Origin of the sequence: Micromonospora sp. WMMD734, assembly GCF_049178975.1 — a bacterium.
Lineage (GTDB): Bacteria > Actinomycetota > Actinomycetes > Mycobacteriales > Micromonosporaceae > Micromonospora > Micromonospora wenchangensis.
On sequence record NZ_JBMHMK010000001.1, the window covers coordinates 1,850,814 to 1,872,082 of the forward strand.

The 21,269-nt window shown below is 74.2% G+C and carries 15 protein-coding genes; 10 read left to right on the top strand and 5 right to left on the bottom strand.

The genetic code is table 11. The features are described from left to right. Positions 1–120: 120 nt before the first annotated feature. Together lon and ACN267_RS07680 are read left to right on the top strand one after the other, a co-directional pair. Entirely contained in the window at positions 121–2,457 is a 2,337-nt protein-coding gene (gene lon / locus ACN267_RS07675; RefSeq protein WP_281897192.1) for an endopeptidase La, read from the top strand. A 127-nt stretch (positions 2,458–2,584) separates the two neighbouring features. Beyond that, positions 2,585–2,956, top strand: coding sequence for a DoxX family protein (locus ACN267_RS07680; RefSeq protein ID WP_204960649.1), 372 nt, complete (start codon positions 2,585–2,587; stop codon positions 2,954–2,956). A 56-nt stretch (positions 2,957–3,012) separates the two neighbouring features. On the opposite strand, the gene ACN267_RS07685 is transcribed toward ACN267_RS07680, so the two are convergent. Beyond that, complete coding sequence (locus tag ACN267_RS07685) at positions 3,013–4,731, bottom strand: DEAD/DEAH box helicase (protein ID WP_204960650.1); 1,719 nt, start codon at positions 4,729–4,731, stop codon at positions 3,013–3,015. Positions 4,732–4,830: 99 nt separating this feature from the next. Here ACN267_RS07685 and ACN267_RS07690 point away from each other — a divergent pair, with 99 nt between their 5' ends. The 3 genes from ACN267_RS07690 to ACN267_RS07700 all read left to right on the top strand — a co-directional run bounded on the left by ACN267_RS07690 (position 4,831) and on the right by ACN267_RS07700 (position 8,912). Then, positions 4,831–5,358: a 2'-5' RNA ligase family protein gene (locus ACN267_RS07690; RefSeq protein ID WP_204960651.1), complete on the top strand. Its 528-nt coding sequence runs from the start codon at positions 4,831–4,833 to the stop codon at positions 5,356–5,358. A gap of 115 nt (positions 5,359–5,473) precedes the next feature. After that, entirely contained in the window at positions 5,474–7,747 is a 2,274-nt protein-coding gene (locus tag ACN267_RS07695; RefSeq protein ID WP_421488276.1) for a glycoside hydrolase family 9 protein, read from the top strand. Between the two features lie 208 nt (positions 7,748–7,955). Beyond that, positions 7,956–8,912 carry a hypothetical protein gene (locus tag ACN267_RS07700; RefSeq protein WP_421488277.1) on the top strand — a complete coding sequence of 319 codons (957 nt, stop codon included), beginning with the start codon at positions 7,956–7,958 and terminating at the stop codon, positions 8,910–8,912. A 16-nt stretch (positions 8,913–8,928) separates the two neighbouring features. Here the strand turns inward: ACN267_RS07700 and ACN267_RS07705 are convergent, their stop codons facing one another. Beyond that, the gene (locus tag ACN267_RS07705; RefSeq protein WP_281897199.1) at positions 8,929–10,155 is read right to left on the bottom strand and encodes an SLC13 family permease; all 1,227 of its coding nucleotides are present in this window, start codon (positions 10,153–10,155) and stop codon (positions 8,929–8,931) included. A 151-nt stretch (positions 10,156–10,306) separates the two neighbouring features. Here ACN267_RS07705 and ACN267_RS07710 point away from each other — a divergent pair, with 151 nt between their 5' ends. Further along, positions 10,307–11,320, top strand: a complete 1,014-nt coding sequence (locus ACN267_RS07710) for a linear amide C-N hydrolase (RefSeq protein WP_421488278.1) — start codon at positions 10,307–10,309, stop codon at positions 11,318–11,320. A 69-nt stretch (positions 11,321–11,389) separates the two neighbouring features. On the opposite strand, the gene ACN267_RS07715 is transcribed toward ACN267_RS07710, so the two are convergent. Beyond that, entirely contained in the window at positions 11,390–12,844 is a 1,455-nt protein-coding gene (locus ACN267_RS07715) for an LVIVD repeat-containing protein (protein ID WP_421488279.1), read from the bottom strand. Between the two features lie 139 nt (positions 12,845–12,983). Between ACN267_RS07715 and ACN267_RS07720 the strand changes: the two genes are divergently transcribed. The 4 genes from ACN267_RS07720 (at position 12,984) to ACN267_RS07735 (ending at position 18,322) form a co-directional block, all read left to right on the top strand. Then, positions 12,984–13,664: a DUF305 domain-containing protein gene (locus ACN267_RS07720; RefSeq protein WP_421488280.1), complete on the top strand. Its 681-nt coding sequence runs from the start codon at positions 12,984–12,986 to the stop codon at positions 13,662–13,664. Between the two features lie 58 nt (positions 13,665–13,722). Then, positions 13,723–14,955 carry a sensor histidine kinase gene (locus ACN267_RS07725; protein WP_421488281.1) on the top strand — a complete coding sequence of 411 codons (1,233 nt, stop codon included), beginning with the start codon at positions 13,723–13,725 and terminating at the stop codon, positions 14,953–14,955. Continuing rightward, entirely contained in the window at positions 14,952–15,617 is a 666-nt protein-coding gene (locus ACN267_RS07730) for a response regulator (RefSeq protein ID WP_204960658.1), read from the top strand. Before ACN267_RS07725 ends, ACN267_RS07730 begins: the two co-directional genes overlap by 4 nt. Positions 15,618–15,844: 227 nt before the next feature. Next, positions 15,845–18,322: an ABC transporter permease gene (locus tag ACN267_RS07735; RefSeq protein WP_421490399.1), complete on the top strand. Its 2,478-nt coding sequence runs from the start codon at positions 15,845–15,847 to the stop codon at positions 18,320–18,322. A 37-nt stretch (positions 18,323–18,359) separates the two neighbouring features. On the opposite strand, the gene ACN267_RS07740 is transcribed toward ACN267_RS07735, so the two are convergent. Next, complete coding sequence (locus ACN267_RS07740) at positions 18,360–19,622, bottom strand: nucleotide sugar dehydrogenase (RefSeq protein WP_204960659.1); 1,263 nt, start codon at positions 19,620–19,622, stop codon at positions 18,360–18,362. A 113-nt stretch (positions 19,623–19,735) separates the two neighbouring features. Further along, positions 19,736–21,136: a serine/threonine-protein kinase gene (locus ACN267_RS07745; protein ID WP_204960660.1), complete on the bottom strand. Its 1,401-nt coding sequence runs from the start codon at positions 21,134–21,136 to the stop codon at positions 19,736–19,738. Between the last annotated feature and the right edge of the window lie 133 nt (positions 21,137–21,269).

The following is a 21,269-nucleotide window of genomic DNA, read 5'->3' on the forward strand; positions in this document are numbered from 1 at the left end:
CCAATGCTGGCCGGCGGTGGCGGTACGGCTGGGATGTGTCCTGGGTCACAGGTCGGAACACGGGGCACGGTTTGTGACTTGAGTGAGACACGCTCAACCTCAAGTGATGGCAGGTGTCCGATGGCAACCCTTCCGGTACTTCCCCTGACCGACGTCGTCCTGCTGCCCGGCATGGTCATCCCGGTGACCCTCGACCCGACCACCCAGGCCGCCGTCGACGCCGCCCGGGCCAGTGGCGACAAGACCCTGCTCGCCGTACCCCGCATCGACGGCGAGTACGGCCCCGTCGGCACGATCGCCACCATCGAGAAGGTGGGCCGCCTGCCCGACGGTGAGCCCGCCGCCGTGGTGCGCGGCCTCGCCCGCGCCCGGATCGGCTCCGGCGTCCCCGGACCCGGCGCGGCCCTCTGGGTGGAGGCCACCCGGCTCGACGAACCCGCCCCCGCCGGCCGCGCCCGCGACCTGGCCCGCGAGTACCGCGCCCTGATGACCTCGGTGCTCCAGCAGCGGGGCGCCTGGCAGGTCATCGACGCGATGGAGCGGATGACCGACCTGTCCGAACTGGCCGACGCGGCCGGCTACGCGCCGTGGCTCAGCCTGGCGCAGAAGACCGAACTGCTCGCCGCGCCGGACGTCACCGCCCGGCTGGAACTGCTCGTCGGCTGGGTGAAGGACCACCTGGCCGAGCAGGAGGTCACCGAACAGATCAACAGCGACGTCCGGGAGGGGCTGGAGAAGTCCCAGCGGGAGTTCCTGCTCCGCCAGCAACTCGCCGCGATCCGCAAGGAACTCGGCGAGGACGAGCCGGACGGCTCCGCCGACTACCGCTCCCGGGTCGAGTCGGCCGACCTGCCGGACAGGGTCCGCGAGGCGGCGCTGCGCGAGGTCGGCAAGCTGGAGCGGGCCAGCGACGCCTCACCCGAGGCGGGCTGGATCCGCACCTGGCTGGACACGGTGCTGGAGATGCCGTGGAACACGCGCACCGAGGACAACACCGACCTGACGGCGGCGCGGGCGGTGCTCGACGCCGACCACGCCGGCCTGGCCGACGTCAAGGACCGCATCCTGGAGTACCTCGCGGTGCGTAACCGTCGTGCCGAGCGCAACCTCGGCGTGGTCGGCGGACGCGGCTCCGGCGCGGTGCTCGCCCTCGCCGGCCCGCCCGGCGTCGGCAAGACCAGCCTCGGCGAGTCGGTGGCCCGCGCGCTGGGCCGCAACTTCGTCCGGGTCTCCCTGGGCGGCGTCCGCGACGAGGCCGAGATCCGTGGGCACCGGCGCACCTACGTCGGCGCGCTGCCCGGCCGGATCGTCAGGGCGCTGCGGGAGGCTGGCTCGATGAACCCGGTGGTGCTCCTCGACGAGGTCGACAAGCTGGCCGTCGGATACGCCGGTGACCCGGCCGCCGCGTTGCTGGAGGTGCTCGACCCGGCCCAGAACCACACCTTCCGCGACCACTACCTCGAGGTCGACCTCGACCTGTCCGACGTGCTCTTCCTGGCCACCGCCAACGTGGTGGAGACCATCCCCGGCCCACTGCTGGACCGGATGGAACTGGTCACCCTGGACGGGTACACCGAGGACGAGAAGGTCGCCATCGCCCGCGACCACCTGCTGCCCCGGCAGCTCCAGCGGGCCGGCCTGACCGCCGACGAGGTGACCGTCACCGACGAGGTGCTGGCGCTGATCGCCGGTGAGTACACCCGGGAGGCGGGCGTCCGGCAGCTCGAACGGGCCCTGGCGAAGATCCTGCGCAAGGTCGCCGTGGCCCTGGCCACCGACCCGGCCCCGGTCCGGGTCGACACCGACACCCTGGCCCGCTACCTGGGCCGGCCGAAGTTCACCCCGGAGTCGGCCGAACGGACGGCGGTGCCCGGCGTGGCCACCGGCCTGGCCGTCACCGGTGCCGGCGGCGACGTGCTCTTCATCGAGGCCACCAGCATGGACGGTGAGCCCGGGTTGACCCTCACCGGGCAGCTCGGCGACGTGATGAAGGAGTCCGCCCACATCGCGCTGTCCTACCTGCGCGCCAACGGGCGGCGCTACGGCCTCGACCCGAACGCCCTGGCCGGACGCCGGATCCACCTGCACGTGCCGGCGGGCGCGGTGCCCAAGGACGGCCCGAGCGCCGGCATCACCATGGTCACCGCGCTGGCCTCCCTGGTGACCGGCCGACCGGTACGGCCCGAGTTCGGGATGACCGGCGAGGTGACGCTGTCCGGGCGGGTACTGCCCATCGGCGGGGTGAAGCAGAAGCTGCTCGCCGCGCACCGGGCCGGCCTGACCGAGGTGATCATCCCGGCCCGCAACGAGCCGGACCTCGACGACCTGCCCACCGAGGTGCGCGCGGCGCTGACCGTGCACACCCTGGCCGACGTGGCCGACGTGCTCGCCCTGGCGTTGCGCCCGGCCGAGATCGACGCGGACACGCTCGGCGGTCGACCGGTCGGCGCCGCCTGACCGGAACCCACCGCACGGCCCCCGACGTCGCGCCCGGCGTCGGGGGCCGCTGCGGGCCCGTAGCCTGGACCTCTCCCGTTTCCCGCATCCGCCACCGTCCGGTGGCACCCCCCGGAGGCGACCACCCGTGAACGTGTTCCTGTGGATCGTGCAGATCCTGCTCGCCGCGCTCTTCGCCGGCGCAGGCTTGACCAAGCTCACCCAGCCCAGGGAGAAGCTGCTCGACCGGATGGGGTGGGTGCGGAACACCCCGCCGCTTCAGGTCAAGGCGCTCGGCGCGGCCGAGCTGCTGGCCGCGCTGGGGCTGGTCCTGCCCGGCCTCACCGGCATCGCCACGGTGCTCACCCCGCTGGCCGCCGTCGGACTGGTCATCGTGATGGCCGGCGCGATCGTGGTGCACGCCCGCGCCAAGGAACTCCCCGGCACCGTGGTGACCGTGGCGCTGCTGGTCCTGGCGGCACTCGTCGCCTGGGGCCGGTTCGGGCCGTACCCGCTCTGAGCCGCCGTGACCGGCCCGCATCCCGCGTGGGGAGGCGGGCCGGTGTCGCGTCCGGGTCAGCGCCCGTCGACGCCGCGGTCGCGCCGTACGGTCGCCTTGCGGCCCTTGATGGTGCTGTTGCGCAGCCCGGCGATCACCTCGTCGGCGACGCCCTGCGGCACCTCCACCAGCGAGAACCGGTCGGCGATCTCGATCGAGCCGATGTCCCGGCCGCTCACCCGGGTCTCACCGGTGATCGCGCCGACCAGGTCCTGCGGGCGTACCCCGGCCCGGCGGCCCAGGCCGATGAAGACCTGCGCGGTGCCGCCCGTGCGGGGCCGGCCGCCGCCGCGCCGGTCCCCACCCCGGCTGTCGAACCCGGGGCGGGGCTCCCGAGCCGGGCGGACCGGCACCTGCGGGATCTCCTCCTCGTCGTCGGAGCCCGGCAGGGCCGCCTCGTGGGCCAGCTTGACCGCGGCCAGCGCCACCTCCATCAGGTCGAACTCGTCCGACAGCGACTCGACGATCACCCGGAACGGGTCCAGGTCGTCCTCCAGCAGGCTCTCCCGCAGCGCCGCCTGGGTCAGCGCCAGCCGCCGGGTGCGCAGGTCGGCCACCGTCGGGATCTTGTCGATGGTGATCCGCTGGCCGGTGACCCGCTCGATGGTCTTGAGCATCCGGTGCTCCCGGGGCTCGGCCAGGGTGATCGCCACCCCCTCCCGGCCGGCCCGGCCCACCCGGCCGATCCGGTGCACGTACGACTCCGGTGCGGACGGCACGTCGTAGTTGACCACGTGGGTGAGCTGCTCGACGTCCAGCCCCCGGGCCGCCACGTCGGTGGCCACCAGCAGGTCGGCGGTGCCGGCGCGCAGCCGACCCATCACCCGGTCCCGCTGCTCCTGGCTCATCCCGCCGTGCAGCGCCTCGGCCCGGTAGCCGCGTCCGTTCATCGTCTCGGTGAGCCGGTCGACCTCCTCCCGGCTGCGGCAGAAGACGATCGCCGCCGTCGGGGACTCCACGTCCAGCACCCGGCCCAGCAGCGCCGGCTTGTGCGCCCGGGAGACGATGTAGGCGCTCTGCCGGACCCGGGGGGCCTCGCCGGCCACCGGCTGCTCCCGCCCGATCTGGATGCGCTCCGGGTCGGTCAGGTGCTGGCGGGCGAGCCCGTCGATCCGGGCCGGCATGGTGGCCGAGAAGAGCACCGTCTGCCGCTGCGCGGGCGCGTGCTCCAGGATCGCCTCGATGTCCTCGGCGAAGCCCATGTCGAGCATCTCGTCGGCCTCGTCCAGCACGACCGTGGCCAGCGAACCCAACCGCAGGGTGCCCCGGGCGATGTGGTCCAGCGCCCGGCCCGGGGTCGCCACCACCACGTCCACGCCCAGGTCCAGGGCACGTAGCTGGCGGCCGATCGGCTGGCCGCCGTAGATCGGCAGCACCCGGGCGCCCAGGTCCTTGCCGTAGCGGTGGAACGCCTCGGAGACCTGCACGGCCAACTCCCGGGTGGGCACCAGCACCAGCGACACCGGGTCGCCGCCCTGGCGGTTCTGCGGCATCCGCTGCAACAGCGGCAGGGCGAACGCGGCGGTCTTGCCCGTACCGGTGGCCGCCTGCCCGAGCAGGTCCCGTCCCGACAGCAGCAGGGGGATCGCCTCCCGCTGGATGGGGGTCGGCTCCTCGTAGCCGAGCGCGGCGAGGGCGCCCAGCAACTCGGCGCGCAGCCCGAGATCCACGAAGGCGGGCCCGCCGTCGGAGTCGCCGGGAGCGGAGAGGTCGGTCGGTGTGGGTGCGGAACTCATGGGCAAAGTTTTCCATCACCCCGGTCGGGCCGTGCCGCCGACCGGCCCCACCGTGCCGACCGGCACAGCCGAGCCCGCCCGCCGGTTAGCCTGACGGGCGTGCGTACGGTGGAACTGCTCTGCTGTCCGGCGCTGGAGCGGACGGTGCGGACCGCCTGGGACCGGCTGGCCGAGGCGGGGCTGCCCAGCCTCGCCCGGCACGGCCATCCGACGAACCGGCCGCACCTGACACTGGCCGCCGTCGAGGCGTTCCCGCCCGGTGTCGCCGACCGGCTCGCCGTCCTGTTCGCCACCGCGTTGCCGCTGCCGGTCGCCCTGGAACGGGTGACGGTGCTCGACGGCAGCGCCCCGCTGGTGTGGCTGGTCCGGCCCGACCCGGCGCTGACCGCCCTGCACGAGGCCGTCTGGGAGGCGCTGCACGGCGTTCCCGGGCAGCGGCCCTGGCACGCCCCGGGGACCTGGGTGCCGCACCTGAGCCTCGCGCTGCGCTTCCGCGACCGGGATCGGCGGCTGGCCCGCGCCGTGGTCGGCGGCGGGCGGCCGGCGGGCGCGCTCGTGGCGGCGCGCAGCTACGACGGCGACACCCGGACCGTCCAGCCGTTGGGCGGTGACTTTCCGGCGGACTGACGGTGGTCTATGGTGGGCGGAGCGCTCCCGTCGACGGTCCATCCGACCGCCCGGCGGGTCAATGCTGCGTCGGTCCGGTCGGATGGTCACTGCCATCCCCACCGGAAGAGGCCCCATGCCCCAGCATTCCCGACGGCGTCCGGTCGCGCTCGCGGCTGCCGCCTTGCTCGCCCTCGGCGGGCTCGCGGCCGTGCCGCAGCTCGCCTCAGCCGCCCCCGACCCCGGCTCACCGGTCAAGGTCAACCAGGTCGCCTACGTGCCAGGGCTGCCCAAGCAGGCGACCGTCGTGAACTCCGCGAACTCCCCGCTCGGCTGGACGCTGCGCAACGCCGGCGGCGCCACGGTCGCCTCCGGGCAGACCACGGTACGGGGCACCGACGCGCTCTCCGGCGACCCGGTGCACATCGCGGACTTCTCGGCCTACGACACCCCCGGCACCGGCTACGTGCTGTCGGTCGGCGGGAGCAACAGCTACCCGTTCGACATCTCTGCCGACGCGGTACGCCGGCTGCGCGGGGACTCGCTGGCGTTCTTCTACCACCAGCGCAGCGGCACCCCGATCGACGCCCAGTACGTCGGTTCCCGCTACGCCCGCCCGGCCGGGCACGTCAACGTCGCCCCCAACCGGGGGGACAACAACGTGCCCTGCCGCACCTCCTGCGGTTACACCCTGGACGTGCGCGGTGGCTGGTACGACGCCGGTGACCAGGGCAAGTACGTGGTCAACGGTGGCCTGGCCACCTGGCAGCTGCAGAACATCTACGAGCGGACCCTGCACGTCGCCGGGGCCGACAAGTCGGCCGTCGCCGACGGCACGCTGGCCATCCCCGAGCGGTCCAACGGGGTGCCGGACGTGCTCGACGAAGCCCGCTGGGAGCTGGAGTTCCTGCTCAAGATGCAGGTGCCGGACGGCCGGACCAACGCCGGCATGGTGCACCACAAGATCCACGACCAGAACTGGACCGCCCTGCCCACCCGCCCCGAGCTGGACAGCGAGGCGCGGCTGCTCTCCCCGGTGAGCACCGCCGCCACGCTCAACATGGCCGCCGTGGCCGCCCAGGCGTCCCGGCTGTGGCGCCCGTTCGACGCCGCGTTCGCCTCCCGGGCCCTGGCCGCCGCCGAGAAGGCGTACGCCGCGGCGAAGGCCAACCCGAACCGGCTCGCCCCCGCCACCGACAACACCGGCGGCGGCGCGTACGAGGACAACACCGTCACCGACGAGTTCTACTGGGCGGCGGCGGAGCTGTACGCCACCACCGGCACCACCGGCTACCGCAACGACCTCAGCAGCTCCCCGCACGCCCGGGGCACGAGCTTCACCCGGGGCGCGTACGACTGGAGCTGGACGGCCGGGCTGGGTGACACCACCCTGGCGCTGGTGCCGACCGGCCTGGCCAGCGGCGACGTGAGCGCGATCCGGGCGGCGATCGTCTCCTTTGCCGACCGGATGCTCGCCCAGATCGCCAACCAGGGCTACCCGGCGCCGGGCAGCGGCAACGGCACGTACTACTGGGGTTCCAACGGCGCGGTCGCCAACAACGCCAACGCGCTCGCCGTGGCCTACGACCTGACCCGCACCCCGAAGTACCGCAACGGTGCCTTCGCCGCCTACGACTACCTGCTCGGCCGTAACCCGCTCAACCAGTCCTACGTGGCCGGCTACGGGGACAAGCCGGTGCGCAACGTGCACCACCGGTTCTGGGCCAACCAGAACGACGGCTCGCTGCCCACCGCGCCGCCCGGCTCGCTCTCCGGCGGACCGAACAGCGAGTTGCAGGACCCGGTCGTGCAGGCCCAGCTCGGTGGCTGCAAGCCGCAGAAGTGCTACGTCGACGACATCGGGGCGTACTCGGTCAACGAGGTGGCGATCAACTGGAACTCGGCGCTGGCGTGGCTGGTGCACTGGGCGGCCGAACAGGCCGGCACCGGCACCGGTCCGGACCCGACGCCGACCCCCACGGTGACGCCGCCGCCGACCACCACGCCGCCCCCGCCGACCACCACGCCCCCGCCCACCACCACGCCCCCGCCCACCACCACGCCCCCGCCGACCACCACCCCGCCCGCGGGTGGCGGGTGCGCGGTGACCTACTCGGCGAACAGTTGGAGCACCGGCTTCACCGGCAGCGTCACGCTGACCAACACCGGCGCGGCGGCCTGGTCGTCGTGGCGGTTGACCTTCCGGTTCACCGGTAACCAGCAGATCAGCCAGGGCTGGTCGGGCCGGTTCAGCCAGAGCGGCAGCGAGGTCACGGTGACCAACGAGAGCTACAACGGCGCGGTCGCGCCGAACGGCTCGGTCAACCTCGGCTTCAACGCCTCCTACACCGGCACGAACGCGACCCCGACCGGGTTCGCCGTGAACGGGACGGCCTGCACGCTGCGCTGACCCGTCCGCCCCGGGCCGTCCGTCGCGCGTCGGCGGGCGGCCCGGTCGCGGTCGGCCACCGGCCCCGGCCGGTGTGGGACCTGGCGACACCGCCGGCACGTGTCGCCCTTTGGGGGTCATGGGAGGAATGCTCGGTCTCCACCGGTTCACCACGGTTACGGTGCCCTCAGGTTCATCCGCACCGTGTCGCACCGGGAGAGGACCGACCATGCGCGTGCCCAGCCGAAGCCCCGGCCCCCAACCCGGCGTCACCCCGCCCGCCCCGGCCCGGCGGACGCCCACCCCGACCCGGTGCGTGCGGCCGGCCGCCCCCGACCTCGACGCGTACCGGCAGGCGGTCGCCGAACTGCTGGTCGAGGTCGGCGCGCTCGCCGGCACCGCCGGCACCGCCGCCCGTCAGGTGCTGCTCGACGAGCGGCTGCGCGAGCCAGCCATCGCCGACGTGCTCGACGCCACCGGGCAGGGGGTGCTGGGCGCCCGGGAGACCCTCCTGCTGGAACTGGCCCGGCACCAGCCCGACCGGCCCGACGCCGGCCCCGACCTGACCGCGCTGGTCCGGATCTACCTGCTCTCCCGCATCGACCTGATGTGGTGGCGGGACACCACCGTCCTGGCGACCGACGAGCAGGTCGACACGCACCCCGACCTGATCGACCTGGAATGGCTGCGCCGCCGGGGTCTGCTCGGCTTCCGCTACCGGGAACAGCCGGCCGGCGTCCTGGATCGGGGCGTGCGCGCCCTCCGGGGCCGGCTGCGGCCGGAGGCCGCCCCGCCGACCGTCGGAGTGGCGTTCCGCCGGACCCGCCGGGAGGTCGTCGCGCTCCTCAACGACCTGTCCCGGGAGTTCGCCCGGTCCGCCCCGGCGCAGACCCCACCGCTGTGGGTGACCAGCCTGGCCCACAGCACCGAACACCAGTACCGGCTGCGCCGGCTCGGCCGGCCGGCCATGCTGCCCAGCGGTCACTGCCTCGGTTGGGCGGTGGACGTGGAACTGGCCTGGTACGACCGGTTCGGCGCGCGGGACGTGCTGGCCGAGATCCTGCTGGCCCGGCAGGCCGCCGGTGAACTGAACGTCATCGACGAGGGACCCGCCTGGCACGTCTGCCTGGCCCCGTCCGCCCGCGCCCGGCTGCGCTCGGCGTACGAGGCCGAGATGGGGATCTGACGACCCCGCCAGCGGGTCAGCCGGCGACCAGCAGGGCGAGCACCGCGGCGAGGGTACCGAGGACCGCGACCACCGCGCTGGTCGCCACGAACCGGCCCAGCGGCACGGCCACCCCGGCGGCCCGGCACCGCTCGAACCACAGCAGGGTCGCCAGCGACGCCCACGGCACCGCCAGCGGGCCCACGTTGGTGCCGATCAGCAACGCCAACAGCCGGGTCTCGTCACCGGTCGGGAGCACCGCCTCCCCGGCCAGGTAGGCGGGCAGGTTGTTGACCAGGTTGGCCAGCAACGCCCCGGTGCCCCCGGCGCGCAGCGCCCCCGCCGTGCCCCCGGCGTCCCCGAGCAGCACGGACACCAGGTCGTCCAGCCCGTGCCGGCCGAGGGTCTGCACCACCAGGAACAGGCCGGTCACGAAGACCAGCAGCCGCCAGGGCAGCAGCGCCGGGCGCAGGGTCCGCCGGGACCGGACCGCGAAGCCGGCCACCACCAGCCCGGCGGCGACGGCGGCGGCCACGCCGATCTCCACCCCGACCAGGATGCCGGCGACGAGCAGCAGACAGCCGGCGACCGCCGTGCCGAACAGCAGCCGGTCGGCCACCCGGTGCGGCGGGGGAGGGGTGAACCGGTCGACGTCGCGCCGCCCGCGCCGCCAGTACCACAGCCACAACCCGGCCATGGTCACCCCGATCGCCGCGACCTGCGGCAACGCCATCCGGGCCGCGTACGCCGCCGGGGCCAGCGCGATCCGGTCGGCGGCGAGCAGGTTGGTCAGGTTCGACACGGGCAGCAGCAGGCTGGCGGTGTTGGCCAGCCAGACGGTGGTCATCGCCAGCGGACCCGGGGCGACGTCCAACCTCCGGGCCAGCGCGATCATCACCGGGGTGAGCAGCACCGCGGTGGTGTCCAGGTTGAGGGCGATGGTGGTGAGCGAGGCGAACCCGACGCAGAGCAGGAACAGGGCGGCGAAGCTGCCCCGGGCGGTGATCGCCAGCCGGCTGGCCAGCACGTCGAACACCCCGGCGACGGCGGTCAGTTCGGCGAGCACCACCACCGCGCCGAGGAAGAGCAGCAGCGGCAGGATGCGGTGCAGGGTGGCCTCGGCGTCGGCCCGGGGGAGCAGGCCGGTGACCACCGCGCCGAGCCCCAGCAGGGCCAGCCCGATCGCCACCTGGTCCAGCGGGTGCAGCCGCAACCTGCGGGGCCGCTCGGTCGGTACGGGCGGTGTCCCGCCGGCAGGTGTCACGGCGCACGATCCTCGCACAGCCGGCCCGGCCGTGCGGCCGGTTGGCCGCAACTGCCCGCCGGCGACCCCCGTACCGACCGGCCCGGCATCGACGTCCGCGGTTACCGCCACGGTGGACATCCCGGCACCGCTGCCCTAGCGTTCAGGAGATATGCGCAGGATGCTGCTGGGGGCCGGACTGGCCCTGTCGCTCGTCGCCGCCGGCTGTGCCTCGGCCACCCCGACGGATCGGGCCACCCCGACCGGCCCGGCGTCGGCGAGCCCGCCGCTCGCCTCCCGGCAGGACCCGGAGCAGGCCCGCCGGACGCTGGACAGCCTGCGCAAGGTCGACGACCTGCCGCTCTACGAGATGACCTACGTCGGCGGCTACGACCCGACGGTGGGCACCGACGCCCGGCCGGACACCGGCCCGTTCGGCTGCTCCCTGTTCGCCGCCTCCGGTGACCCGGCCCGGCCGTTGTTCGCCCGCAACTTCGACTGGGACGCCAACCCGGCGATGGTGCTGCGCACCGATCCCCCCGACGGGTACGCCTCGGTCTCCCTGGTCGACCTGTCCTACCTGGGGGTGGGCCCGGACCCGACCGGCGACCGCCGGCTGCTCGACGCGCCGCTGCTGCCCTTCGACGGGATGAACGAGCGGGGGCTGGCCGTCGGCCTGGCCGCCGACGACACCGCGACGGCGAAGCCGGTGCCCGGCCGGCCCACCGTCGGGTCGGTGCGCATCCTGCGGCTGGTGCTGGACCGGGCGGCCACGGTGGACGAGGCGGTGGCGCTGTTCGGCCGGCACAACCTCGACTTCGACGGCGGGCCGCCGCTGCACTACCTGCTCGCCGACGCGGGCGGCCGGTCGGCGGTGGTCGAGTTCGTCGACGGGACGATGCGGGTGCAGCGGGGGCAGGGGCGGTGGCAGGCGCTGACCAACGTGCCGGTGGTCGACGTACCCGAGCAGCAGCGTCGCCGTGACCACCGCTACGGCGTCCTCGCGGCGGCGCTGGACGCGGCCGACGGCCGGGTCGACCCGGCGGCGGCGCTGCGGCTGCTGGACCAGGTCCGGCAGGGCCACACCCGCTGGTCGGTGACGTACGGGCTGCGTGACGGTGAGGTCCGGCTGGTCACCGTGGCCGGTGGGGGGCAGGAACGCCGCTACCGGTTGCCGATCAGCTGACCCCTCGCAGGACGGACGGTCCGGCCCCCCGACGCGCGGGGGCCGGGCCGTCCGCCGTTGTGGTGCCGGCTACCAGCTCAGGTAGCCGGCCTGGGTCTGCACGTTCAGCTCGGGCACCCGGACCAGGTCGGCCGTCCAGGTCCGCCAGTCGCTGAGCTTGAGCACGTCCAGGCCCTTCTGGATGTCGCTGGAGTAGATGTACCCGTTGTAGTAGTACGTCGACCAGGCGCCACCGGTGCTGAGCTGGGTGTCCGACAGCGGCCCGCGCTCCCAGAAGCCGATCTCCTTGGGTCGGGTCGAGTCGGTGAAGTCCCAGACCGAGACCCCGCCCTGGTACCAGGCCTGCACCATGACGTCCTTGCCGAGCACGGGGATCAGCGAGCCGTTGTGGGCCACGCAGTTCTCGGTGTCGGCGTTGGTCCGGGGGATCTTGTAGTAGCTGCGGAAGACCATCGTGCGGGCGTCGCCCCGGCCGGTGATGTCGTAGACGGCGTCCGCGCCCCGGTTCGGGCCGACGATCTCGTTGCAGGTGGCCGCGCCGCCGCCGCCGAGTTCGTCGGTGAACACCACCTTGGTCCCGGCGTTGTTGAACGTCGCCGAGTGCCAGAACGCGAAGTTGACCGTGTCCCGGACCCGGTTGATCACCCGGGGCGCCTCGCGGTCGCGGATGTCCAGTAGGACGCCGTCACCCATGCAGGCGCCGGCGGCCAGGTCCTTGGTCGGGTAGGCGGTGATGTCGTGGCAGCCGGTGGTGGCCGAGGTCTGCCCGGGGATGCCCTCGTAGCCGCCGTCGGGGAAGAGGTTCGGGGTGGCGACCACGGCCGCGTCGGTGGGCTTGTGCACCGGGACCTTGACGATCGAGATGGAGTCGTGCGGTGGCTGGCAGTCGGGGAAGTCCGCCCGGGGGCTGTACGACGACACGTACAGGTAGACGGTCCTGCGGTCCTTGCCGGGGACGAGGGTGTGGGTGTGCGAGCCGCAGGCGGTCTCCACCGACTTGATGTAGCGCGGGTTGGCCTTGTCGCTGATGTCGAAGACCTTGATGCCCTCCCAGGACTCCTTCACCGTCGCCGGTTGGCTCGCGCTGGCGCACGAGTCGTCGGTGCGGGACGAGTCGGTGGACACGAAGAGCAGGTCACCGTAGACGGAGATGTCGTTCTGCGAGCCGGGGCAGAGCACCTGCGACAGGATCTTCGGGGCGTCGGGCCGGGCGATGTCGTAGATGACGAAGCCGTTGTAGTTGCCGACGAAGGCGTACCGGCCCTGGAAGGCCATGTCGGTGCCGAACGCGCTGGTGGTGTCGAACGGCGCCTGTTTGGGCAGGTTGGCGACCTGGCGCAGGTTGGGGCTGCTGGAGATCTCGTCGACGGCGAGGCCCGGGGCTGTCGGCGTCCCGCCCGGCGTCGCGGTGGCGGGTGCGGCGTTGCCCGCCGGGCTGGTGGCGACGCTCGCCACCAGCAGGCCGGCGGCGACCACGCTGACGATCTTCAGGTGCCGTGGCCGGGGCAGGGAGAACCTGATCATCGGCGGAACCCTTCGAAAGGGGGAGATACGTATCAGGCACCTTACCGGCCAGTGATGAGAGTTGATGTGAACTGCGTCACATCAATCAGCCGCAGTGAATGGATACGATCGCGACGACCTCGACCGGAGAGGGAGGCGCATGACCGGCCGACGTGGACGCATCCTGCTCGCCGTCACAGTCGTCGCCGCCGTCGCGGTGCCGGTCGGGCTGGCGCTGCGCCCCGACGGCCCGCCGACCCCGACGGCGGCCACCCCCACGACGACGTCGACCACGGCCGGGCCGACCGACGCCCCCGCGGTGATCGTGCCCGGCCGGCCGGGGGAACCCGCCGCGACCCGGCCCGCCCAGGAGGTCCGCGCCCCCGGCACACCCCGGTACAACACCCCCGACGTCTGGTTCGTGCGGATGATGATCCCGCACCACCAACAGGCCCTCCAGATGGCCGAGCTGGCCCCCGACCGGGCCGCCAGTGCCCAGGTCAAGGCGATCGCCGCCCGGATCCGGGGCACCCAGGCGCCCGAGATCGGGCTGCTGCGCGGCTGGCTCGACGCCCGGGGCCTGGCCGCCGGGGAGCCCGGCCACGACCACGGCCTGATGCCGGGCATGCAGACCCCCGAGGCGATCCGGCAGCTCACCGACGCCCGCGGCGTCACCTTCGACCGGCTCTTCGTACGCCTGATGACCGCCCACCACACCGGCGCGGTGGAAATGGCCACCCAGCTGCTCTCCGCCGGCGTCGACCAGCAGCTCAACGAGTTCGCCAACGCGGTGGCGACCGAACAGACCGTCGAGATCGCCCGGCTGCGCGAGCTGGTCTGAGCCCCGGTCGACCCACGGGCCCGCATCGACCCCGAACGGGGCACTACGCTCGGTCACCGTGAGCCGTACCCTCTTCGGTCGCCCGCTGCGCAGCGTCGCCTTCGACGTCTGCGTCAGCGCGCTGGTGGTGCTCTTCACACTGGTCACGGCGGCGGCCCAGCCCGGCCTGTCGGCCCAACCAGGGGGCTGGCCGTCCGCGCTGGTCGGCCTGGGCATGGCGGTGGCCCTGCTGTTCCGGCGCGGCCACCCGTCGCTGGTCGCGACGGTCGTCGCCGGGCTGGCGTTGATCCAGGTGGTCGCGGGCTGGGGGCCGCTGGCCTACGACGTCGCCGTGCTCATCGCCCTCTACAGCGTGGTCAAGTACGCCGACCGGCTGCGCGACGGCATGCTGGCCGGGGTCGTCGCCGCCGTCGGGGTGCTGCTGGCCGCCTCGCAGGCCCGGACCGCCGTCGCCTGGTGGGGCCCGGCGATCTACTTCGGCCTGATCACCGGCGGGGTGTGGCTGGCCGCGCTGAACGTCCGCACCCGCCGTCTCTACGTGCTCAGCCTCGAGGAGCGGGCCGCCACCCTGGAACGGGAACGCGAGGCCGAGGCCCGCGCGGCGGTGGTCGGGGAACGCGCCCGGATCGCCCGCGAGCTGCACGACGTGGTGGCGCACAGCATGGCGGTGATGATCGTGCAGGCCGACGGGGCCCGGCTGATGTTCGACCGGGACCCGGACACCGCCAGGAACGCGGTCAAGGTGGTGGCCGACACCGGCCGGCAGGCCCTGGAGGAGATGCGCCGGCTCGTCGACGTGCTGCGCGAGCCCGACCCGCCGGAGCCGACGACCGGCCCCGGCGCGGACACCCCCGGCACCGAACCGGAACGCCGCCGCGCCACCGTCGCCGAACTGCCCGCGTTGGTGGGCCGGTTCCGCGACGCCGGCCTCAGCGTCGGCTACCGGGCCGAGGAGGTGCCGGCCGCCCTGCCACCCGGGCTCGACCTGACCGTCTACCGGGTGGTGCAGGAGGCCCTGACCAACACCCTCAAGCACGCCGGGGTCGGCGCGCACGCCACGGTCCTGCTCGGCGTCGACGACGGGCTGGTGGTCCGGGTGACCGACGACGGGCGTGGCCGGCCACCGGCCCGGCCGGCCCCCTCCGGCGGACACGGCCTGGTCGGCATGCGCGAGCGGGTCGGCGTGTACGACGGCCGCCTCACCGCCGGCCCCCGAACCGGTGGCGGGTGGCAGGTCGAGGTACGGCTGCCGCTACCGTCGACCCCGGAGGCGGAGGTGATCGCGGCATGACCGTACGAGTGGTGATCGTGGACGACCAGGCGCTGGTCCGGGCCGGCTTCCGGATGGTGCTCGACTCCCAACCCGACCTGGCCGTGGTCGGCGAGGCGATCGACGGGGCGGACGCGCTGCGGGTGCTGGGCCGGGTCGAGGCCGACGTGGTGGTGATGGACCTGCGGATGCCGACCATGGACGGGGTGGAGGCGACCCGCCGGATCTGTGCCGCCTCCACCGACGGCCGGCCCCGGGTGCTGGTGCTCACCACGTTCGACACCGAGGCGGACGCGTTCGCCGCGCTGCGCGCCGGGGCCAGCGGGTTCCTGCTCAAGAACGTGCCGCCGGAGGAACTGCTGGCGGCCATCCGGGTGGTCGCCGAGGGCGACTCGGTGGTCGCCCCGTCGATCACCCGCCGGCTGCTCGACCGGTTCGCCGACCGGCTCGGCCCGGCCCCCGCGCAGGACCCGCGACTGGCCCAGCTCACCGACCGGGAACGGGAGATCCTGCTGCTGGTCGCGCAGGGGCTGGCCAACGCCGAGATCGCCGCCCGGGTGCACGTCGCCGAGGCGACCGTGAAGACCCACGTCGGGCGGATCCTGGCCAAGCTCCAGCTCCGCGACCGGGTCCAGGTGGTGGTCCTGGCGTACGAGAGCGGCCTGGTCACCCCGGGCGGCTGAGGCCGGGTACGACCTGGGTCGTACGGGTCACCCCGGTCGGGGTCGACCTGTGGCGCAGCCGGGTCGCGCGTGCGGGTGGACGCGGGCCGCCGGGGCGCTGCCTAGCGTCGGAGGGGACCTGTACCACGCCGACCGGGAGTCCCCATGTCCGTCCTTGCCGCGCCCCGCCCACCCCGCCGTCCCGCAGCTTCCCGGGCCGGCCGCTGCCGGTGGGGGCGGTGACCGGCATGTGGCGGCTGACCCTGCGTACGCTGCGCGCCGACGCGCTGCGCCTGCTGCTCTCCTCGGTGGCGATCGTGCTCGGCGTCGCCTTCGTCGCCGGCACGCTCATGCTCACCGACGGCATGCAGGCCGGGGCGTACGCGCGGGCCGGCGCCTTCGACAGGCACACCGACCTGGGCGTCTACCCCGACCGGGCCACCCTGCCGCCGTCCCTGGTCGACCGGGTGCGCACGGTCGACGGGGTGGCCGAGGCCGCCGGGGAACTGACCGCCCTGGTCGGGGTGGTCGGCGTCGACGGCCGGCCGGTGCTCGGCGTCGGGTTGCTCGCCGCGATCCCCACCGGACCCGCGTTGCGCTCCTACGACGTGGTCGCCGGCCGGCTGCCCGACCGCCCCGGCGAGGTGGTCCTCGACGCGCCCACGGTCGCCGCGCAGGGGTTCACCCTCGGCGGTCCGGTCGGCGTCGGCGGCGCGACCGGCGCGGCCCGCCCGTACACCCTGGTCGGCACGGTCGACGTGGCCGACAGCACGCGTGACGTCGGCGGCCCGTTCGTCGGGCTGGTCGGCGTGGACGCGCTGGCCGTCGGCGGGAGACCGGGCTACGACCGGATCATGGTGGCCGCCGCCCCGGGGACCGCCGGGCCGGCCCTGGCCGACCGGGTGGCCGCCGTGGTCGGCGGGGACGCCACGGTCAAGTCGCGGCAGCGCATCCTCGACGAGGCCGTCGAGGACGGGGTGCGCGACCTCGACCAGTTCCGCCTGGTGCTGCTCATCTTCGCCGGGGTGGCGGTGGTGGTGGCCGGGTTCGTCATCGCCAACACCTTCGCCATCGTGCTCGCCCAGCGGACCCGGCGGACCGCGCTGCTGCGGCTGGTGGGGGCCCGGCGGGGGCAGGTCTTCGGGGCCGCCGTGCTGGAGGCGGCGGTGCTCGGACTGGCCGGCTCGGCCCTCGGGATCGGGCTCGGGACCGGGCTGGCCGCCGGGGCGGCGGTCCTGGTCCCCCGGCTCGACCTGCCGCTGACCGTCGCCGGCCTGACGGTGACCGGCCGGACGGTCGGGCTCAGCCTGCTGCTCGGCACCCTGGTCACCGTCGGGTCCGCGCTGCTGCCCGCCTGGCAGGGCACCCGGGTGCCGCCGGTGGCCGCCCTCACCGCCGCCGCCGGGCAGCCGGCCCGGGGCGTCGGGCGGGTCCGGCTGACCCTCGGCGCGCTGGTCGGCCTGGCCGGCATCGCCGCGCTGGCCGGGGCCGCCGCCGTCGGGCAGATCGTCCTGGTCGCCGTGGGCGGGGTGCTGTCCTTCTTCGGGATCGTCCTGTTCGGTCCGCTGCTGGTGCCGGTGCTGGTCCGGCTGTTCGGCAGGCCGTTGCGGCAGGTGTTCGGGGCCACCGCGGCGCTCGCCGTGGCCAACGCGGGCCGCAACCCGCGCCGGGTGTCGGCGACCGCCACCGCCCTGGTGATCGGCATCGGGCTGGTCTCGGCGTTCGTGGTCGGCGCGGGCAGCGTCAAGGTGGGCATCGAGCGGGCGGTCGACGCCCGCGTCGGCGTCGACTTCGTGGTCACCGGCGTCGGTGTCGAGCTGCCCGCCCCGCTCGCCGCCGAGCTGGCCGCCCGACCCGAGGTGGGAGTGGTGCACGAGCACCGCAACCGGGTCGTCGACGGTGTCGAGCTGCGCTCGGCCCACCCGGCGCTGGCCCGGCGTACCCTCGACGCGGTCGACGCCGGGGACGTCGCGGACCTGGGGCCGGGGTCGGTGCTGGTGCACCGCGAGCTGGCCGCCGCCCGGGGCTGGCGGGTGGGGTCGACGGTCACCGTCGCCGGGCGTCCGTTCCGGGTGGCCGCCGTGGTCGCCGCCGACGGCCCGACGTCGCAGGGGGTGCCCGCCGGGCACGTGGTCGACCTGGCCGACAGCGACTTCACCGCGCTCTATCCCGACGAACGCGGCCAACTGGCCGAGGTCGAACCGGCCGACGGGGTGCCCGCCGAACGGGCCCGCGCCGCCATCGAGGCGGTGGCCGCCCGGTACCCGACGGTGAACCTGATGGACCAGGCGGCCTACAAGAGGATGCTCACCGGCACGGTGGACATGCTGCTCGCCTTCGTCACCGCGCTGCTCGGCCTGGCCGTGGTGATCGCCCTGGTCGGCGTCGCGAACACGCTCAGCCTCTCGGTGGTGGAACGCACCCGGGAACACGCCGTGCTGCGCGCCGTGGGGCTGTCCCGAAGGCGGATGCGGCTGCTGCTGGCCCTGGAGGCGGTGCTGACCGCCCTGGTCGGAGCGGTGCTCGGCACCGCGCTGGGGGTCGCGGTCAGCGCCGGCGCGGTGGCCTTCGTGGCCCGCCTCGGTGGCGGCTTCACGCTGGTGCTGCCCTGGGGCCGGCTCGGGCTGATCCTCGCCGTGGCGGTGCTCGCCGCGCTGGCCGCCTCGGTGCTGCCGGCCCGGCGTGCCCTGGCCCGCCCGGTGGTCGAGGCGCTCGGCGGGCAGTGACCGCCGGCCGTCGCCCCGTCGGTCGGCGGGGCGACGGTCAGAGCCGTTCCACCATCGCGCCCCGGCACCGGTCCCGGGTGTCGAAGACGTACCGGGCGTGCCGGGTGACCAGGTCGTAGTCGAAGCTGTCGTGGTCGGTCACCAGGACCACCGCGTCGGCCGCCGCGACCTCCCGCGCGGTCAGGTCGACCACCACCACCCCGCCCGGGATGTGCTGCGGCTCGGCGTACGGCTCCACCGCGTGCACGTCCGCGCCGAGCGCCTGCAACCGGCGGGCCACGTCGACCGCCGGCGAGTCGCGCATGTCACCCGTGTTCTTCTTGTACGCCAGCCCGAGCAGCAGCAGCCGGGCGCCGTTGACCGGCCGGCCGATCCGGTTCAACCCGGCCATCACCCGCTGGGCCACGTGCTCGGGCATCTGGTGGTTGATGTCGTCGGCCAACTCGATGAACCGGAAGGGCCGGCCCAGGGTGCGCTTGACCTGCCAGGACAGGTAGCACGGGTCGATCGGCAGGCAGTGCCCGCCGACCCCCGGGCCGGGCCGGAACGGCATGAACCCGAACGGCTTGGACGAGGCGGCCTCGATGGCCTGCCAGGCGTCGATGCCCAGCTGGTGGGAGGCCATCGCCAGCTCGTTGATCAACGCGATGTTGACCTGGCGGAAGGTGTTCTCGATCAGCTTGGTCAGCTCGGCCACCCGGGTGGAGTCCACCGGCACGGTCCGCTCGACCAGCCGCCGGTAGAAGCCGTCCACCCGCTCCAGCGACGCCGCGTCCACCCCGGACACCACCTTCGGGGTGTTCTCCAGCCGCCACGTCGGGTTGCCCGGGTCGATCCGCTCCGGGCTGTAACCGAGGTGGAAGTCACCGGGGCTGCGCAGCCCGCTCGCCGCCTCCAGCAGCGGCCGGAGCAGGTCCTCGGTGGTCCCCGGGTAGGTGGTCGACTCCAGCACCACCGTGCAGCCGGGCCGGACGTACGGGCCGACGGCGGTGCCGGCCTGCTCGACGAAGCTCAGATCGGGGACCCCGTCGCGTAGCGGGGTGGGTACGGTGATAACGCAGATGTCGAAGCCCTCGGCGTCCGGGTACTCGGTGCTCGGCCGGTACCGCCCACTGGCCAGGGCCCGGCCCAGCCGGTCGGCCGGAATGTCCTCGACGAAGGACTCGCCGGAGGCGAGCCGCTTGACCCGGTCGGCATCCACGTCCAACCCGACCACGTCCAGCCCGGCCTCGACGGCGCGCATGGCCAACGGCAGTCCGACGTATCCCTGACCGATGACGACCAGCTTCTGTGCGTTCACCCGGTGCTCCCTGCAAGCGTGTCCTTGCAGGGAGCCTAGATGGCGATATGGCGATCTACGTCCGTTTTGGTGTTCCTGGGTCCTCGGTGTTCCAGGTGTCCCGCGACGACCGGTCAGACACCGGGGGGCACCTGGTTGGTGCCGCCCCCGCCGCCCGCCTCGGTCGGGGTCGCCGTCGGGTCGCTTCCGGGCGGCCCGGTGGTGGGCGGGTCCGACGGGGCGGGCTCGCTGGTGACCGGGTCCGTCGGGGCGGGTGTCGCGGACTTGGTCGGCAGCGGCGGGGACGAGCCGTCCGGCAGCGGCGTCGGGCTGACCGAGACCGACGGGGACGGCTTCTCGTACTGGTTGGTCGGCCGGGGCGGACGCGGTGACTCGTCGGAGCCGGTCTCCTCGACCAGCGCCGGGACCTCCGTCCGTTCGGTGGGCGCCACGGCCGGCCCGGTGCTGCGGATGTTCGGCACCCCGTTGTCGAGCGACTTCGCGGCACCCAGCGCCGCGCCGAGCGCCGTCAACGCCACCAGCACGGCGGCCAGCGCGCCGACCAGTGAGCCCCGCCGGCCCCGCCGTGGCCCCGAGCCGACCACGGTCCGCTGGTCGGCCACCGCACCGACGCGGACATCGTCGGCCCCCGACGGGTCGCGCAACGGCGGCGTCACCAGCGCGGTCGTGCCGGCGGTGTCGTCACCGGCGGCGACGCGGGCGGCGGTGGCCATTGCGGCGCCGGTGGCGAAGCGGTCCGCCGGGTCCTTCTCCAGGGCCCGTGCCACCAGGGCCCGGACCGCCGCCGGGATGTCCGCGGGCAGCTCCGGCGGCTCGTCGTCCAGGTGCCGCACGGCCACCTGGAGGGGGTTGTCCCCGGTGAACGGCGGTTGCCCGGTCAGGCAGCAGTAGGCCACCGCGCCGAGGGCGTAGATGTCGGTCGCGGCCGAGACGGGCCGGCCGGACGCCTGCTCGGGCGCCATGTAGAGGGCGGTGCCCGGCACCGCGTTCGTGCTGGTGATGCTCGTCACATTGGTGGAGCGGGCGACGCCGAAGTCGACGAGCACCACCGTGCCGTCCTCCTGCACCAGCAGGTTGCTCGGCTTGACGTCGCGGTGGACGATGCCGCCGGCGTGCGCGGCGTGCAGGGCCTGGGCGGCCTGGGCGACGACCGACATCGTCTCGGCCACGTCCAGGTGGCCGGCGGACTCGATCCGCCGCGACAGCGGTTCGCCCTCGACGAACTCCATGACCAGGTAGTCGGCCCGGCTGCCGTCGGCGAGCCGGTCCTCACCGCAGTCGAAGACCTGCACGATGCCGGGGTGGCGCAACGCGGCCATGATCCGCGCCTCGGCGCGGAACCGGGCGATGAAGTCGGGGTCCGAGACGAGCGCCGGCAGCAGCACCTTCACCGCGACCTGGCGACCGAGAACTAGGTCGGTGGCCCGCCACACATCGCCCATGCCGCCGGTGGCGACACGTTCGTCCAGGCGGTAGCGACCGCTGAGCACGACCTCGGATGACAACACCCCCATACCGTACCCAGGGTGCTCCCGTCCGGCAGACGCCGATATCCCTTCCGGTTTTTCGGGGGACGACCCGTCCAGGTCCCGGCGGGGACCGATCTGACGGGCGGTCACCGGCAACTGACGGGTGGTCACCGGTCGC